A 17,689-nucleotide genomic window follows, 5' to 3' on the forward strand; every position below is an offset into this window, starting at 1 on the left:
GACTGACTAGAAGACTATATTCTTTTATGAATAAATATTTTAGAAGGTAATATGTCGGCAGAAGAGAAGGGATAGCTAGAAGGGAAGAAGTAACTGGTTTGGATAATGCGGTATGGAGATAGTTAATCGTTATATTGAAATATCTAGATGTTTTGTAACAAAGGAAAATAGCTCTATAGATTATGAGAATTTTTTAAAGCTTCAACAGCTCTTTTTCAACTTCATTGAGAAATGCTTCGATATTAGCTTCATGACGCTGATAAAACGTCCATTGTCCATGGCGTTCGGACGTAACCAATCCTGCTTTTTTTAACACACCCATATAGTTTGAAATGGTTGATTGCGACAATCCAGCTTTTTCTTGGATGTAGCTAACGCATACCCCATCCAGATTAGCATGCTCTGGTAATGACGCTGGAAAGTTCGACCTGTCCTTCAACCACTTTATGATTTGGCGACGCATGGGGTTGTTAAGTGCAGATATTATGTTTTCTGTATTCATAAAATATGTGATATCGATACCTAGTTAATAATCAACAACTGTCAGAGTGGAACATTAGATTTTTAGCTTACTCAATATGGGTCTAGACACCAAAGCGGTGTAGATTCTATTTACCGCCAATGTGCCAACCATATACAAATAAACGGCTACTAGTAGGATACTGCTTATAACTAGCGTTTATATTATGACTATACGTTTCTATAACAGTAGAGTATACAGCCAAAACTAGATTAATTATGACAGTTGTACTGTCTAGTCATCGGAATATTGTCGAATAGTAACAATATATGATGGACAAAAAAAGACTGTTTCAAATCGAACTTAACACTAAACGTTGTTACGACTGACTTATTAAATACACGTAAGTTTTGACATAATAAGCAGTAAAATAGTATTAGAAAGCTTCTGACATGACAAGGGCGTATTGAATATTCAACACGCCCTTAATGCTTTATGTTTTTCAATTTTATTAAGCTTTTTCATTAATCTGGTTAGCATCGCGGTAGAGTACCGAAAAACCTAATAAGCATAGTTGTGATATCTTAGCTTTTTAGAAATGCCTCAATTTTTGGTTTAATAGTCATAGAAACGATGACCATTAACGTCAATCCTACTGGTAATGCAACTAGAAACCCTTCTAACCAGCCATTTAAAAATGCCGTTTGATTAGCAAAACCAATCGTCTTTGAGGCAGTACTAAAGGCCAACATAGACTCCATTATACAAGCCATCAACACACCTGTAATGAGATTGCGCTTGTACGCTTTGGTATTAGGTAGCTTATGATTAATAAATTTTGTGACCAGACCCATCAGTAAGAAACCAATCGGCATGATCGCATACGCCGCTAGTAGCGCTCTAGACCAGTCTATAAAAAATGTATCGGAATATCCGACATTCATATAGGTCATCACACCTGTTAAGAGACCACCTATGATAGTCATTAAGACAAGGATTAATAACACTTTGTAGAGCAACGGTGTTTTTTTAGTGCCATCACTCTTAGCGCCACTATTTTTATTGCCACCAATGAGCAGGGTCTCGGTATTTGCCGGCATCGTTATTTTCCTCTCATAAAGAGCGTTTAATTAGTCAGTGTTTTTTTCTGCCTGTCGATCGCTTACAGATTGGTCTTCTGCAACACCTGCTTTCCAGTAAGAAAAGGCATATAGCTCATCTTTAGACCACTGTTGCTCGACCTTTAGATAATGACGAAGGGCTTTGATAGATGAGAATTCGCTAGCGATATAAGCAAAACGGCTCTGTTCTGCAGTTGGCAAATCGAGAGATTTCACTATGTCGATTAATTGGCTACCTTGCGTTGGATCTGGGTTGTGTAACCATGTCATGGTGATATTGGCTGCTGTCGACAACTCTTGCTCATCTTCTACACCGTGTACTTCGATGATGCATTGACCAGTCGCGCTGGCAGGCAAGGTTTCTAGTATTGAGCCGAGCACTGGTATCGCTGTGGCATCGCCAATCAGTAGAAAATTATCTGCATCAGGACAAAGCGCTTTGGTTTTAGGCTTCATTAAGATACCGAGCTCGTCGCCAACCTCAGCATGAGTGGCCCAGCCTGAAGCGGGTGCCTCATCACCATGAGCGACAAAATCAATCCAGATCTGTTGTTTTGCTACATCGGCGCCGCGATGAGTATAAGTGCGAACAACGAATGTAGTATTGTCATTTAGGTCAATTGGCTGAGCTTTATCGATGGGAATAAGCACTTTATTGTTTGCGCCAACTGTCATGGTCGCGATATTGGCAATAGTATCTGCTTGGCCTGTGAGGTATATACGGATGTAGTGCGGAGTAATCATTTGCTTGTGAGCAACGGTCATGATTTCGCGTACTGGTTTTTGATTTATTGTGTTATTCATACGGATCTGTCCTTACTTATTTATCGGTAGTCTTGCTGGTGCTAACGTTGTCTATCATGGTGCGACTGACACGGAAAAATAACGCAAGCTCTACGAGGCTTAAATCTTTTGTTAATTGCTGTCTTGTCCATTCTTCTGCTGCATCAAGCTTTGTCATAACATCTTCGCCTTTAGATGTCAGCTGTAGTAATTGGCTGCGACCATCAAGCGGGTTATCTGTCTTCAAGATTAGCTCAGCCGCCAAAAGGTCATTTAAGGCACGAGTGATTTGCGCTTTGTCTCGCTGCATATGTTTAGAGATAGATAGCGCAGTGCTATTGGGGTTATAACACACACCTTTTAAGGTTCTGATATTGGTTACTGACAACTCTACCCCTTGCTGGCGAATGCCTTCTAGCAATAGATTGGTATAGGTATGCATCAATTGATGTAGTGTTTCGCTCAATGAATTATTAGACATAAAAACTCTTTGATATAGTTGATAGAAGCAACTATATAGAATAAGGTTGATAGTGTCAACTATAAAGTGGTTTTTGAAAGAGTGTGTCTATCTATAATTTGATAATTTTGAATAAGAGAAGACAGTAGAGGGTTAGGAAAATAGGGATATATTGAACGAGGAGCTCTTAGATTGAAGGGTTTTATGAGTAGGAGACTTTGTAATTAAGAAGCTTTGTAATTAAACAGCTTTGCAATTAAAAAAATTGTAATTAACAAACACTATGATTAATAATTTCTAGAATTAAAAAACAGGCACAAAAAAAGCTGAGATATACTCAGCTTTTTTATTTTTAGCAACTATCTGAAACCTATTAACTAGGCTCAGTATTTCTCTGAGAATCTAATCATTTTCAAGGAAAGAGCGCAAGTGCTCAGAACGTGATGGATGACGCAATTTACGTAATGCTTTTGCCTCGATCTGACGAATACGCTCACGCGTTACATCAAACTGCTTACCGACTTCTTCCAAAGTATGATCCGTTGGCATATCGATACCGAAACGCATTTTTAGGACACGTGCTTCACGCTCAGTGAGGTTCCCCAGTACATCACGCGTCGCTTCTTGCAGACCAGCAGCAGTCGCATCATCAACAGGGCTTGAGATCGTACCATCTTCGATAAAATCACCTAGGTGCGAATCTTCATCATCACCGATAGGGGTTTCCATAGAGATAGGCTCTTTGGCAATTTTCAGCACTTTACGGACTTTAACTTCGTCCATCTCTAAGCGTTCGCCTAATTCCTCAGGTGTTGGCTCGCGACCCATTTCCTGTAGCAACTGACGTGAGACACGGTTGATCTTGTTAATCGTCTCAATCATATGCACAGGGATACGAATGGTGCGCGCTTGGTCAGCGATAGAACGAGTAATCGCCTGACGAATCCACCAAGTAGCATAGGTCGAGAACTTATAACCACGGCGATATTCGAACTTATCAACGGCTTTCATCAGACCGATATTACCTTCTTGGATAAGATCCAAGAACTGTAGGCCACGGTTGGTATATTTTTTGGCGATAGAGATAACCAGGCGTAGGTTAGCTTCAACCATTTCTTTTTTCGCGCGGCGAGCTTTTGCTTCACCGACAGCCATGCGACGTGCCACATCTTTCATGTCGTGGATTTTCATGTCGAGCTGCTGCTCATAATCACGGATACGACGTTGTAGTAAAATAACGTCATCAGTAACTTTTTCTAGCGTACCAGCAAATGCAGGCTTACCTTTGATACGCTCAATCAACCAATCAACATTGGTTTCATTGCTAGGGAAGGTCTTACGGAACTCTTCACGCGGCATACGACCACGGCGAATTACCAAACGCATGATTTGACGCTCTTGCTTACGCACGTCGTCATAGACATCATGCATGATGGCCATGACTTGGTCTGACAAGCGATTGTTTAGCTTTAGCATCATAAAGCGTTCAGCAAGTAGGGCATACGCGGTATCAGCCTGTACGCTACCACGGCCATAATCAAGCAATGCTTGCTTGGCTTTAATAAATAGATGCTCGATCTCTTCTAGGCGTAAACGAACTTCTTCTGGATCAAGACCGCTGGTTTCTTCTTCAGCTTCGTCTTCAACGTCATCTTCATCTTCGTCGTCATTATCAAGCGCGGCTGCTTTCGCATTGACCTTAGCTTTGATAACTGGTGGGTTTTCTTTTTCTTCTTTAATGCGCTCACGCTCTTCTTTCGCCGCTTCCTTTGCTTCTTGAGCTGCGATTTTGTCTTCTTCGGTCTCAGGGTCTAAGAAACCAGTGATGACGTCAGATAGCTTTTTTTCGCCGTCTTGGACTTTTTGATACTCGTCAAGGACAAACTGTACGGTACCAGGCCAGTAAGACATGGCATGCTGTACATCACGAATACCTTCTTCGATACGCTTAGCAATGGCAATTTCGCCTTCGCGAGTCAGTAGGTCAACCGTACCCATTTCACGCATATACATACGTACAGGGTCAGTGGTACGACCAGGCTCAGTTTCAACAGAGGCGAGTACTGCCGCTGCCTCATCTGCTGCCATATCATCATCACTTGAATCATCGTTCATCAAGATGTCATCGGCATCAGGAGCTGATTCAAAGATTTTGATACCGACATCGGTCAGCATTTGCACAATGTCTTCGATCTGATCGCTTTCGGTAATAGAGTCGGGCAGCTGGTCATTCACCTCAGCGTAGGTAAGATACCCTTGCTCTTTGCCCATTTGGATTAAGGTGGCCAGTTGAGATGTGGACTTAGAAACTGACTTATCGTTCATAAATACTCGCTTACTTGCATCGGACATTTTTATATTGTGACACGCTATCGCTCGCTCTTTGCGTTGATCTTATCAATCGATTGATCAAAATATGGCGTAGAGGTTGTCAATAATATCAAAAATGAGTTGATATGAATAAAGGCTCAAAACACTACAATAACAATGCTGATAAACAGCTAAAAATTAGAAAAGCTAAAAAGACTTCAATACAGTACCCAAAAAAATATAGTACTTAAAATTTAATACTCAAAAATAGTATCTAAAAGCTGATACGTAAAAATAATACCTAAAATTTGTGCTTAACGATGCATGCTCACAATCATTCACCAAGCAGTGCTGTCAATATACAGCGACACAGTTTAACACAGACCACAGTCGTCAAGCACGAGCTAGTGATAGCTACCGACCATTTTTTACTGATTATTTGCCATCAGCTAAATGATTTAGGAGCGACTCATGCTACTGGGCATAATCATTAGTAGTGGGGGCAGCTGCTAGACTTTTAAAGGGTCAACATTTGAAATTAAACATTAAGACTGCACAGTGACCATCTGTGCCGATTGCTCTGCCTGCTGTGCGCGTAGCCAATCATTCAATAATTGGGTTTGTTTACGGACGATCGCAAGCTTAATATGATCTGGGTTCTGTATCAGCTCTTGTATTTTTTTCTTCATGTTGCGCTCAAGCAGCTGACTGACTAGCTCTTCGATTAGGCCATCAAGCCCCAAAATATTACGTGCGGTTAGCGCTTTATAGAAGCCGCCCCAATTACGGCTGAGCATATCTTGAGTCGCAGGTTTTACGTTTGATAAAATAAAATGCGCCGCTGCATTGACGTCTTTTGGTAGGTAATTAAGACAGCGCTTAATAGTGCTTACGATGTCTAGCAGGGCAGCATCTTGCAAGTCTTCCCACGCAAGCGGACGCAGGGTATCAGGTGATGCTTTTTGTTTGATATGAGCAGGTAGGTGTAAACCATTAATCCCTGACTGTTGCCAAATCGACTCAATAGGGTCGTCGATTAACGCGCGCGGCTGAAACAAAAAGCAAAGCTGCAATTGCTGACTGATGGTCATATCACCATCAAAATCCAGCAGCGCATCTTTAGCCTCGACATTCTGACTGCGTTTACCGCCAAGCTTTTGATAAACGTCATTGTTGAGCAAATAGCGAAAGCTACTGCCTTTGGGCAAGGCGGTCGTCAATGATCGTACTTGGGACATAAGCTTGGCTTTGCCTTCAGCCAGACTCATGTCATAACGTTCACTCAAATACGCAAAAATATACTGTGATAGCGGCATGGCATTAGCGATTTGCTCACGCATGGCATCGCTGCCCTGACTCTTAATAAAAGTATCAGGATCATGATTGTTAGGCAGGGTTAAAAACCGCAGTTCTTTATCATCGGCTAGTACAGGCAGTGCAACTTCAAGTGTACGCCAAGCGGCTTTTTGTCCTGCGCTATCTCCATCAAAGCTCAAAGTAAGCGTTGGGTTGAGTGTCAGTAGACGCGATATTTGGCTTTCATTAATCGCTGTACCCATCGAGGCAATTGCCCCATAGATACCCGCTTGATAAAGGGCGATCACATCCATATAGCCTTCGACCACCAGCCAGCTGTCTGCGCGCTGCTGACGTGATTCATAATAGCCGTATAGTACATGCTGCTTATGAAAGACGGGCGAGTCTGAGGAGTTGATATATTTAGGCTTTACTTCGTCATCGAGCGCCCGACCGCCAAAACCAATAGTGCGGCCTTGGTTATCACGGATTGGGAAGATGACTCGGTCGCGCAATAGATCGTAGTCGCGGCCAGACTCTGACTGACGTACCAATCCTAAAGCTTTTAGACCTTCAATATCCTGTGGAAATTGATGCTCAAGATGCTGCCAACCAAATGGTGCATAGCCAAGACCGAAGGTCTCAAAGATGTCTTCAGTGATACCGCGCGATAAAAAGTAGTGCTTGGCATGGGGATGCGTGGTTAGGTTGTGCTGATAGAATTGTTGGATTTGCTCTAGTAGCTCATATAGATTGCCATCTTTATCATCGTTTTGGCCAATGTCATGAGCGCCCTGCATACCAGCGCTAGTATCGGTATCTGTCAGCCATGCTGGCGGATAGCCACTGTCAGCTGAATGGTTTGGTGAATACGGCTCTGAGGAATAGGAGTCCATCGAATATGACGCTGAATCATACGCCTCTAACGGCGGGAAATTCTCATAGCCCTGATTGTCATCATAAATGGGCTGGTCGATGTAGTTTTGGTCACTTTGGACGACATTGTTTTGATGACTGTCTTGATAAATGTCTTGACGATTATTTTGATGGTTGTCTTGATTTGTACCGTCTTGGCTTACTTTGCTATGTTCTACAGTTGGGCTAGGCACATTGTGCACAGGCGGCGGTGCAATAGGTTTGGGTGCGCGACGTTGATAACTAACGTTTTGCTGTTCTTCTTTCGGTACTTCAATGCCTGTTTGCTTTGCTAGTTCATTAACCGCTTCAATGAATGTCAAATTCTCATAATCACGCAAAAAACTGATGGCATTGCCACCGACGCTACAGCCGAAGCAGTGATAGATGTTTTTTTGTGGATTGACATAAAAGGAAGGCGATTTTTCACCATGAAAAGGGCAGCAGCCTTTATATTCACTACCAGCCCGTTTAAGCGTGGTGTGTTTGCCAATGATGCTGATCAGGTCAGCTTGGCTATTTAGTTGTTCAAGAATATGGTTAGGAATGCTCATACAAAAAACAGTTTACCATAGGTCGATTATGTTGGGGCAGAGGTAATAAGGTACTGCTAGAAAAATAAGGCCAACATAATGTTGACCTTATTATCAATGAATACAGACTGTGTTAGTTAGGCTAAGCTAAGAAGAGACTTAACGTAATCAATTATTATCCATATCACTCACACTGTCGTCATTTAGCGTAGTGCGACGTGTCGGATTGGTATTTAGGGGATCGACGTTGGCTTCTCTTGCAGTTGAGCCAGTGCTTGATTGACTGGTTACGCGCTCAGCTGACGCTTCAGGTAGACCTAAGCCTACGCTAATACCATTACGTGCAGCAGCATTATTAGCGACTGGAGTATTAGCAGGCGTCGTGTTAGCCCCTGCTAATCTCAACTGAGCCGCATTACGAATCATTTGTGTCTTAGTTGCGCCGTTATACTCGCCAGATGCGACTGATTTGTCAGTCGTGTTCGAACGACCAAGCTTGCCAAAGGTGATCTTGTTGAGCCAAGTACGGTCACGTTTGGTGCTTAATTTCACACTACCATTACTAGTTAGCATTTCTGGGTAGTTGATCTGCAACAGCGTTTTGTACTCATTGGCCAAATCGGTTAGACCCAGTTTTTCATGGCTATAAGCTAGTACCGCAAGAGCATCTGGGGTTGACTCACTCAGCGGGTAGTACTGGAATACCCATTTGGCACGGTTAACCGCTGCTACATAAGCTTCACGCTCGATATACCAGTTGGCTGCGCTCATTTCGCTCTCAGCAAACTGATTGTAGATGAACGTCATACGTTGAGCGGCATCTGGTGCATACGGGCTGTTTGGATATTTATTGATAAGCTCTTGGAAGTTGGCAAAGGCAATACGCAAATACGCGGTATCACGCTCAGCTTGGTTCAGTTTAAATAGCTTTAGGCTTTCAGATGAACCTTCCATATTGGCAACGCCGCGCACATAGTAGGCGTAGCTGACTTGTGGGTTAGACGGATACAGGCGGATGAACTGCTCAGCACTTGCTGCCGCCATTTCATACTTGTCGCCTTCGTATTGTGCATACATCATGTCAAGCAAGGCTTGCTCAGCGTACTGTCCGGTTGGGTAGAATGTGCGTAGATTGGTCAGCTCTTCGATACCTTGGATATAGTGACCTTTGTCAATTTGATTGACGGCTTCGTTATAATACCCTTGCTCTGATTTTTCAGCTGTTTCTACTGCCTCACCATCTTTGGCGCCAGTTAGATTTTTAAAAGTCTGGCAACCCACTAGGTTGACGCTAAGCGCCAGTAGGGTTATTGAGGACAGTTTGATAAACGTATTGCCAACAGCTTGCATACTTCTTCTCCGACACAAGACGCATAATAGCAGCGGCGCTATCATGCTATATAAAAGGTTAGTGATAAAAAACGACGCTAAATATTCAGCGATCCACCAGCAAAAATTTTTTATCGAATGCAGTTTTTGTTATGACGTATTGTACTGATAGATTGGGTCTGATACATAGTGCTTGTATAGTAAGCCAGTCATAGACCACGTGCATTCAACCATAATCAAACGGTTTAAATGGCAAACACGGTCAACAAAACCCAATGCCATTTTCAAACTGTATCTAAGTACGGCATTCGCATACAGTGCCATAGCATACAGCAAAACATGGCTATACTTTATAGAATAACATTTGCTACGTCTATTTTTTCGCCATCTATATTGTATAGGCAGTTTAACATGAGCGGCTGTCACGAGCGATATCGAATGTCGCTAGCATGAGTAAATATACAGTAAATTACAGCAATGTCATGTTCTAGAGAGTTAAACGATGCATCTTACAGCCCAAAGGTACGCTCAAAAATTAACAGATAGCATGCAGCTTCTATAGGGCTTATGCCTGCAACATGGTACACTAGAGCGGTATTGTCTTCGCTTTTTTGTACCTTGAAGGTTGTTATTTGCCATTTATAGGCAAAAAACGATAATTAAAAAACGACAATTTTTTATACTGCTATTTATAATACTATCTTCGAAGTCACCTCACAAAACACTGTCAGGGGCTTTGCCACGTATCAATGTATCAATCCGCTATGAATAATGATGCCATGACTACCAATTTATCACCGAATCAATCGCTAGATACTGATTCATCAGCACAAGAGTCACCAATGCCAAATGAAGTTTTGAACAATAATGAGTTACCTGATAATCAACCAATGATGAGTGATCAAGTGCATGATGATGCGCTTGATAATGAAGAGTTGCTCATCGATGATGGTAATGATCTGAACGATAGCGACATTGATGATAATGATATTGATGACAGCGACATGGACGGAGACGACGATGAAGCCCCAGTAGCGGGCCAAGCTGTACCAGTGATTGTAGACATGACGCATGTGGTCACAGAAGATCAAGCTGGTCTGCGTATTGATAAGGTCGCCTCACAAGCGTTTTCGGACTTTTCGCGTGTACAACTTCAGAACTGGATTACTGACGGCAGTCTGCTCTATAACGGCAGTGTTCAAAAACCGAAAGTTCGTGTCAAAGCAGATGATGTATTGCATCTATCAACGACGTTACAGCAGCATGGCGAAGACCAACCAGAAAACATAGATATCGATGTTGTCTATGAAGATGATGACGTACTGGTAATCAATAAACCTGTCGGTATGGTGGTTCATCCTGGCGCTGGTAACCAAAACGGCACTTTGGTCAATGCATTGCTATATCACTATCCTCAGCAGCATCATCTACCGCGTGCAGGTCTCGTGCATCGTATTGATAAAGACACCTCTGGATTGCTATTGATTGGCAAAACCAAACCTGCTCAGATGGCACTGATGGAACAACTAAAAGACAAGTCTGTTTATCGTCACTATAAGTGTGTGGTGGCAGGGGACCAAGCAAGTTTATCTCGTCATCGTCGTATCGATGCACCGATTGGCCGACATCGTAATCAGCGTACTAAAATGACGGTGATGACCGCTGGCCGTGAAGCGGTAACGCATCTATTAAATGTCACACCATTGAACGAAAACTACTGTCTGCTAGATGTCGGACTTGAGACCGGACGTACGCATCAAATTCGTGTGCATCTAAGTCACATTACTTATCCACTAGTCGGTGACCGTGTCTATGGTGGCCGTCGTCAGTTGCGCTCTGGATTGACAGAAGCTCAGCGTCAAGCTATTAATAATTTCCCGCGCCAAGCACTGCATGCCTATACGTTAGGATTCGTGCATCCGACGACAGGTGAGGACATTGAAGTCACGACGCCACTACCTGAAGACATGCAAAAACTGATGGCCGTACTAAGCGACGGTTATTATGAAGAGTAAACGCTAACGTTTACTAGATGAGAGGTGAGAGCGAGCAGCCATGACGAACACGTTCCCGATGACAATGATTGCGCAAATTGATGATGTGGCTGTTTTTCAGACGGCTGCTTTTGTGTATGATGATATTGATGATTCTGCTGCTAAAAACCAGCGTACAGGGTATGAGGGTCAGTCAAATTACGGCGAGCTAAATCTAGGTCTGCATGTCAATGATAATGCACTACAAGTATTAGATAACCGCATGAGTCTATTGGCTGCTATCAATGAGCAACTGACAGATAAGTCTGCACAAAATGAGCAGCATGAGGCTATTAATCGCTTGCATTGGGTCAGTCAGGTTCATGGTAAACATATTCATGATGTCGATGCTACTACACTGAATATGGCGCCACTGTCTGCTGATGCGATGGTCAGTCAACAAAATGGTCGCGGTCTGGCAATCATGACGGCAGATTGTGTGCCTATCGTGTTATATCAACCTACCAGTGGCAAAATCGCAGCGATTCATGCAGGCTGGCAAGGATTGGCCTGCGGTGTGATACAAGAAACTGTTAATCGCTTTACCGATTCAGGCCCTATACAAGCTTGGATAGGCGTTTGTATCAGTCAGGAAAACTATGAAGTAAATACAGACGTTCGCGATAAACTATTATCTGGGTGTATAGCTAACCAGACTTTATCACAGGCACATATCGATAACTTTGTGTCGCTATTTTCTATATCGTCTTATGATGACAAGATAAAGTTGGATTTACCGAAGCTTGCTGCCATGCAGTTAGAAGCTGCTGGTGCTACAGTCATGAATGACTTACCTGTTGACTGTAGTTACGCTGATACTCACTATTACTCGTATCGCCGTCAGACTCATATGCAGCAACCTGCAACGGGTCGGATGGCACTGGTCATCGTTCGTCGTTAGCAGCTTTATAGTCAGCGAACTACTAAACCGCTACGGTGTTACCCTCCCTAGATGTACAATCTACGGTCGGCTGCCTTGTAGCTGTTTTAGATTTCTTTGACTATATAATAATGAATAGTAGAAACAAAGTGATAAACAAATAAAAAACAGCAGATTATTCTGCTGTTTTTTATTTGAATGCTACATTTGTATTAATACAAGGTCTGTATTGGTACAAAATCTGTATTAACAAACAGAGTCGCTAGATTTTGGTACTGATAAGCCAAATAGAGGACGTAAATACAGTGCCAAGAACGTACCTGCCATTGCCAGTATGCCCCAGATATAACCATGTAAGCTAAAAGAAGCGATACCACCGAAGTAAGCGCCGATATTACAACCGAACGCGAGACGTGCACCGTACCCCATCATCAATCCGCCAATGACTGACGCTGCAAAGTTACCTGCAGTAATCTTAGTAAACTTAAACAAGCCACCCGCAGCAGAGGCGATAAACGCGCCAATGATAATGCCGATATTCAATACAGTGGTCGAATCTGCAAAGATAGAAGCTTCAAGAGCCGCTGCATTAGCCCCTTGCCAATAGCCCCAGCTAGCCACATCCATGCCAAAGCCGCTTGCAATTTTAGAGCCCCACAATGTAAATGCTGACGTAATGCCCCACGGTTGACCACGTGTAAGTAATGTCAGACCGTTAAGTAAAGCCAGAACGATTGCGGCAGCAAAAAGCGGCCAAGAACCACGAAAGATTCGTTTCCAACCAGACTCAGAAGGTACGGGCGCCATCTTTGGTGCGTTTCTTTTTTTCTCAACGACTAACGTCACCATGCGATAATGCCGAATATGGCCAGCGACACCAGCCATGCACCTGTATAACCAAGACCTGTAGAGGTTGCCAAAGAGAAAGGCGCATAAGCGGGCATCTCTTCTGTCCAGAATGGCAAGTGATAAGCACCAATCGTGGCGCCCACTATGAAGAAAATAAAGGTGATGAACATAACAGAGCGTCCACCGCCTACCGCATAGAGCGTACCAGAGGCACAGCCGCCACCAAGTTGCATGCCGATACCAAATACAAATGCACCTACGACTAGACTGACCCCTAATGGCGCGACATAACCTGCGACAGGACCGCCAAATAGCGTCGTGCCATAAGCAAGGATTGGCGCAAATAGCGTGACAGCAACTGCCAACATCAGCATGTGTGAACGCATCGCCTGACCGTTACCCACTGCCATCATACGTCTAAAAGCAGAGGTAAAACCAAAGCGAGCATGAAAAAGGGTATAGCCTAACAAAAGACCTATGCCAAGCAAGAGTGATTGAGAGATATGTTGAGTGGCTAGTAGGTATGCAAGCACAATCAATCCTACGATGCCACCACCCATAATTAAGGGTTTTTGTGGTGCATTTAGGGCCATATCATCTCTGACGATAGGATCTTTTGTGTCGTTTACAGGTTGAACGAGAGTAGTCAAGGTAATAGCTTCCTTATCCGATGATGTTATCAGATATCATTTTTATAAGAATTTATATGAGTATAGTTGCGCAGGTTTGCAGAATTGGAAACTGTACGGCTGTTAATTCGATTGATTTGGTTTAGCAGTAAGAAGCGCTACATCATAATCCTATTGTTATCAATGTAAATACGAAGTGGTTAGAAAAAGTAGAATTAGTATATGATGATATGGAATAAATAAACCGCTGTGTATATGACCTTATATCAATAGTTATCTATAGTGCTGATAATTATAGGTTTATTAGGTATCAGGAATTTGTTTGTGTCACATTATCAGTTAACGCGACTGACCCATTTATACAAAATATATTAAAAGTATATGTGATCTGATTAGCCAGACTTTAATAAATAACTTAAAAACAAAAATACGTCTGATACAATGGGCTTGAATTCAATGAAGGTCGTCGCATATATACTGGTATGTATACGCTGACGTATAGAGACTATGTAATTAAAGACAGTGCAGTTAAAGACTATGCGATTGCTCTATCATTATTGATGTTTTTACCAGTTAAATTGACTCAAAGAAACGTTGCTCGGCTCGATTCTATTGTATCGCCTGAAAGCTTAAGAGCTTGAGCTATCGATAAGCATTTATTGTGAAAGTGAGGCCACTAACTATCGACTGTGGCTAAGTATCCAATATTTTATAAGTTTCATTATTCAACCAATTATTTATTATTAGAGTACGTATGAATACACCTGCTAAATCGTCTAACACCTCTACATCTACTGATAACGCGCCTAATGTCTCAATCGCTGTTATCTTCCATAGTAATTATGGTCATACCAAGCGTGTCGCTGAGGCGATAGTACAAGGTGCGCATCAGCAGTTGCCAGAAGCGCAAGCCAAGGCTGTCGATGTGTATGATGTTGATTGGGACTACTTAGATCAGGCAGATTTGCTGGTTTTCGGCAGCGCAGTGTATATGGGCAGTGTGACGGCTGAATTTAAGACTTTTATGGATGAGACATCTAAGCGTTGGTATCATCGTAAATGGGAAGGTAAGTGGGCAGCAGCGTTTGCCAATTCGGGCGGCCTGAGTGGTGATAAACTTGCTGTATTGCAGCAGATTTCTCTATATGCGATGCAACATGGTATGAACTGGATTGGTTTGCCATTGATGCCGACAGGTCATGAGGCTCATGATTTGAACCGTCTGTCTAGCTTTTTGGGTCTAATGACTCAGTCGCTTGATGGCCCACCTGAAGAGACACCAGGTTCGGGCGATATTGATACTGCTATTTGGTTTGGTGATCATCTGGCCAAAACGATTATTAAGCATCAACCAGCTGATGCTAAGCTATAAAAGCAGCTAGAACCGACAGAGCAATCGAATAAAAAAGCAGACATTATTGATGTCTGCTTTTTTTTGCGCCAATTTTTATTGAGCGGTAAGTTCTATTAAGTGCTAGGATTTTTATGGAGTAACAAGCTTAATAGGGGCGGGCTTCACGGGGATAGGACTGTCAACGAATTGAAACGATTGACAACCTCCTAACAACATCGTTGCCACTAGCAAATAGGTAAAGGCAAATGACTTCATAGTAATATCTCAAAAACGATGCTAGCCCAACGATATGTCACGATTATCCATCATTAGAAATAATAGTAGTGAAGAGTCGGGCTTATTTGCAGACATTATATATAAAAATCAGCTGCTCATAGCAGTTTAAAGGCGATATATGTATTTGACACTGTTTTTACGCAAGCTATTATGCAAGCTATTATGCAAGCTATCTCACTGTTTGGAGTACGGCTTATCTAACGCTCAGCTTTATTATTCACTATGTATAAAATTAGAAATATTTATAAAAACAGTGTCTGGTTTTGAGTGGCTGAGTAATGAATAAAATCTACAAACCGTATAGATATTCCCTTAGATTTAAGTTATTCACCAATTATTTGCTAACTGTTCGATAGTATCTATAGGCATTTTAACGGGTTGTGTTATAAATAAGAATAGTGATAATATGTTGAAAGCTGACCAAATAGTCAAGTATCCTATAGTACGAGTTTTCTAACAAAATTGTTCGATGCTTGCTGATATTTGCAACCGATTTACCTGATATAAAAAGTGCGCTGTGCTGATTTTTTTATCTCTTAAGAATGTATTAGCAAATAAAACAGAATAACCGTACTTAAAAGGTTGCAGCATGATGTAAACCAAGTGCTTACGTTCAGCATTTAAGCCGTCAAATTCCTTAAGCCTTATGCTTATCTTCATTATTTTATTTTAGCCGAGTCTTGCTATGATTAGTTTTTACTTAAATGGGAAACGCCATGAGCTAACCCAGCTTAACCCTAATACGACGGTGCTTGAGTATCTACGATTGCATGAAGGCCAAACGGATACGAAGGAAGGCTGTGGTAGTGGTGATTGCGGAGCCTGTACTGTGATGGTTCAGCGCCTGGCTAACGCTAGTCAACCAACGCTTAATGATGAAAATGGCGACGAAAAAAATGCTACGCCACCGTTCTATACAGTCAACTCCTGCATTACGCTAGTGTCGCTTATGAATGGTCATCATCTGATGACGGCTTCTTATTTAGCAGATAATCCAGAACATCATCCAGAACGTGCTTTGCTGCATCCAGCGCAGCAAGCGATGGTTGAATGTCACGGATCACAGTGCGGTTTTTGCACGCCTGGGTTTGTGATGTCGCTGGCTTGTGTTTACGAAAACAATCGTATGCAGACAAGTCAAGAAGCAGCAAGTCAGAAGGATACCAAGCAATTAAGTTACGATGAAGTGGTTGCTTCAATATCTGGCAACCTATGTCGCTGTACAGGCTATCGACCGATTATCGAGGCAGGCCTATTGATGAGCGATATCGGTCAGCAGAGAGAGGCGGAGCATTCAGCGGTGAAAGACTTGACTATCAGTCTAGCCACAGACGCGATGCGTAGTACAAAAGAATCAGCAGTATCTGGAAACGTGCCAGATAACGTCGAATTAAAGAATGAAGAGTCGCAAGCGATTGCACCTGTAATCAGTGATGCTGGGCGACAGTTATATATGCCCAAGTCACTAGATGAACTTAATCAAGTATTAGCGGCCTATCCGCAGGCTACGATTTGGGCAGGCGGTACGGACTTGGGATTGAGCGTAACTCAGCACTTAGTCGATCACGAGGTCATTATCCAGCTTTCAGCTGTTGAGGCACTAAAATCATGGTCATTATTTGACGCAAAGTCTGACTCAAGCAATGAAGAATCGGATAACGAGCAAAGTTCTAGTCAAACACTAGTACTGGGCGCTGGCATGAGCTATCAGCAGATGTTGCCTGTGCTTGAGCAGTATTTTCCAAGCTTTGCGCAAGTATTTGAGCGTATTGCCTCTCCGCAAATCCGTAATATGGGCACCATCGGCGGCAATATAGCCAACGCTTCTCCAATTGGTGATTTACCACCGATTTTATTAGCGTTAGATGCGTCAATTCAGCTGCGTTATTGCGCGCCTAATCGTAAAGAATCAGGTGAAAATTTAGATAATAGCGATTCGATTTATACGGATGAAATCATACCGTTATCAGAATTTTTCTTAGATTATAAAAAGACCAAACTGCAAGCAGGCAGTTACGTAGTCGCTATCCATATTCCTCTGATGCATGACAATCAGCACTTATTTATTCATAAAATTAGCAAACGTTATGAGGATGATATTTCTGCTTGTTTACTAGCGGCGCGAATTGATATATCAGCAGACGGCATGACGATAGAGAATGCAAAGCTTGGACTTGGCGGAATGGCTGCCATACCATTATTAGCCACCAAGTGTCAGCAAGCGCTCATTGGGCAAGCGGCAGAAGTTGCGAGTTTTGAGCAAGCAGCACAAGTCTTGTCTGCAGACGTTACGCCTATGACCGATGTCAGAGCCAGCCGTGAATATCGCTCACATGTGGTACAGCGCCTACTGGTGAAGTGCGGTAAGCAATTGGTAGCAAGTAGAGAGACCGAGATTGCTTAACTAGCAGAGTTGTTGTTTGCTAATACTGCCTAATCGTTATATTTGCCAAGAATAAAA

The 17,689-nt window shown here is 42.6% G+C and carries 13 protein-coding genes; 4 read left to right on the plus strand and 9 right to left on the minus strand.

All coding sequences use genetic code 11. The features are described 5' to 3' along the window. Positions 1-193: 193 nt before the first annotated feature. The 7 genes from ACS8FA_RS20350 to bamD form a co-directional block, all read right to left on the minus strand. Positions 194-502 carry an ArsR/SmtB family transcription factor gene (locus tag ACS8FA_RS20350; protein WP_101204781.1) on the minus strand — a complete coding sequence of 103 codons (309 nt, stop codon included), beginning with the start codon at positions 500-502 and terminating at the stop codon, positions 194-196. A gap of 542 nt (positions 503-1,044) precedes the next feature. Next, positions 1,045-1,560 carry a DUF2798 domain-containing protein gene (locus tag ACS8FA_RS20355; RefSeq protein ID WP_439267227.1) on the minus strand — a complete coding sequence of 172 codons (516 nt, stop codon included), beginning with the start codon at positions 1,558-1,560 and terminating at the stop codon, positions 1,045-1,047. Positions 1,561-1,590: 30 nt separating this feature from the next. Next, on the minus strand, positions 1,591-2,385 hold the full coding sequence (locus ACS8FA_RS20360) for a siderophore-interacting protein (RefSeq protein WP_439267226.1): 795 nt from the start codon (positions 2,383-2,385) through the stop codon (positions 1,591-1,593). 16 nt (positions 2,386-2,401) lie between these two features. After that, positions 2,402-2,845, minus strand: a complete 444-nt coding sequence (locus ACS8FA_RS20365; RefSeq protein WP_439267225.1) for a MarR family winged helix-turn-helix transcriptional regulator — start codon at positions 2,843-2,845, stop codon at positions 2,402-2,404. A gap of 381 nt (positions 2,846-3,226) precedes the next feature. Beyond that, positions 3,227-5,149: an RNA polymerase sigma factor RpoD gene (gene rpoD / locus ACS8FA_RS20370; protein WP_101204784.1), complete on the minus strand. Its 1,923-nt coding sequence runs from the start codon at positions 5,147-5,149 to the stop codon at positions 3,227-3,229. Positions 5,150-5,679: 530 nt separating this feature from the next. Continuing rightward, a complete protein-coding gene (locus tag ACS8FA_RS20375; RefSeq protein WP_439267224.1) occupies positions 5,680-7,899 on the minus strand; it encodes a DNA primase in 2,220 nt (739 codons plus the stop codon). 147 nt (positions 7,900-8,046) lie between these two features. After that, complete coding sequence (gene bamD / locus ACS8FA_RS20380; RefSeq protein ID WP_424510056.1) at positions 8,047-9,228, minus strand: outer membrane protein assembly factor BamD; 1,182 nt, start codon at positions 9,226-9,228, stop codon at positions 8,047-8,049. 758 nt (positions 9,229-9,986) lie between these two features. Here bamD and ACS8FA_RS20385 point away from each other — a divergent pair. Together ACS8FA_RS20385 and ACS8FA_RS20390 are read left to right on the plus strand one after the other, a co-directional pair. After that, entirely contained in the window at positions 9,987-11,222 is a 1,236-nt protein-coding gene (locus ACS8FA_RS20385; RefSeq protein WP_439267222.1) for an RluA family pseudouridine synthase, read from the plus strand. A 40-nt stretch (positions 11,223-11,262) separates the two neighbouring features. Beyond that, positions 11,263-12,141, plus strand: a complete 879-nt coding sequence (locus ACS8FA_RS20390; protein ID WP_101204787.1) for a purine nucleoside phosphorylase YfiH/LACC1 family protein — start codon at positions 11,263-11,265, stop codon at positions 12,139-12,141. A gap of 225 nt (positions 12,142-12,366) precedes the next feature. Here ACS8FA_RS20390 and ACS8FA_RS20395 read toward each other — a convergent pair whose 3' ends face one another. Together ACS8FA_RS20395 and ACS8FA_RS20400 are read right to left on the minus strand one after the other, a co-directional pair. Further along, positions 12,367-12,969, minus strand: a complete 603-nt coding sequence (locus ACS8FA_RS20395; protein WP_265089092.1) for a YeeE/YedE thiosulfate transporter family protein — start codon at positions 12,967-12,969, stop codon at positions 12,367-12,369. Continuing rightward, positions 12,963-13,619, minus strand: coding sequence for a YeeE/YedE thiosulfate transporter family protein (locus ACS8FA_RS20400; RefSeq protein WP_265089093.1), 657 nt, complete (start codon positions 13,617-13,619; stop codon positions 12,963-12,965). The genes ACS8FA_RS20395 and ACS8FA_RS20400 overlap by 7 nt, the downstream gene beginning before the upstream one ends. A 733-nt stretch (positions 13,620-14,352) precedes the next feature. On the opposite strand from ACS8FA_RS20400, the gene ACS8FA_RS20405 reads away from it, so the two are divergent. After that, positions 14,353-14,970 carry a flavodoxin family protein gene (locus ACS8FA_RS20405; protein WP_102092149.1) on the plus strand — a complete coding sequence of 206 codons (618 nt, stop codon included), beginning with the start codon at positions 14,353-14,355 and terminating at the stop codon, positions 14,968-14,970. Positions 14,971-15,913: 943 nt separating this feature from the next. Next, positions 15,914-17,632 carry a xanthine dehydrogenase small subunit gene (locus ACS8FA_RS20410; protein WP_439267218.1) on the plus strand — a complete coding sequence of 573 codons (1,719 nt, stop codon included), beginning with the start codon at positions 15,914-15,916 and terminating at the stop codon, positions 17,630-17,632. The last annotated feature ends 57 nt before the right edge of the window (positions 17,633-17,689 follow it).

It is taken from the genome of Psychrobacter sp. 1Y1 (assembly GCF_051847395.2).
Lineage (GTDB): Bacteria > Pseudomonadota > Gammaproteobacteria > Pseudomonadales > Moraxellaceae > Psychrobacter.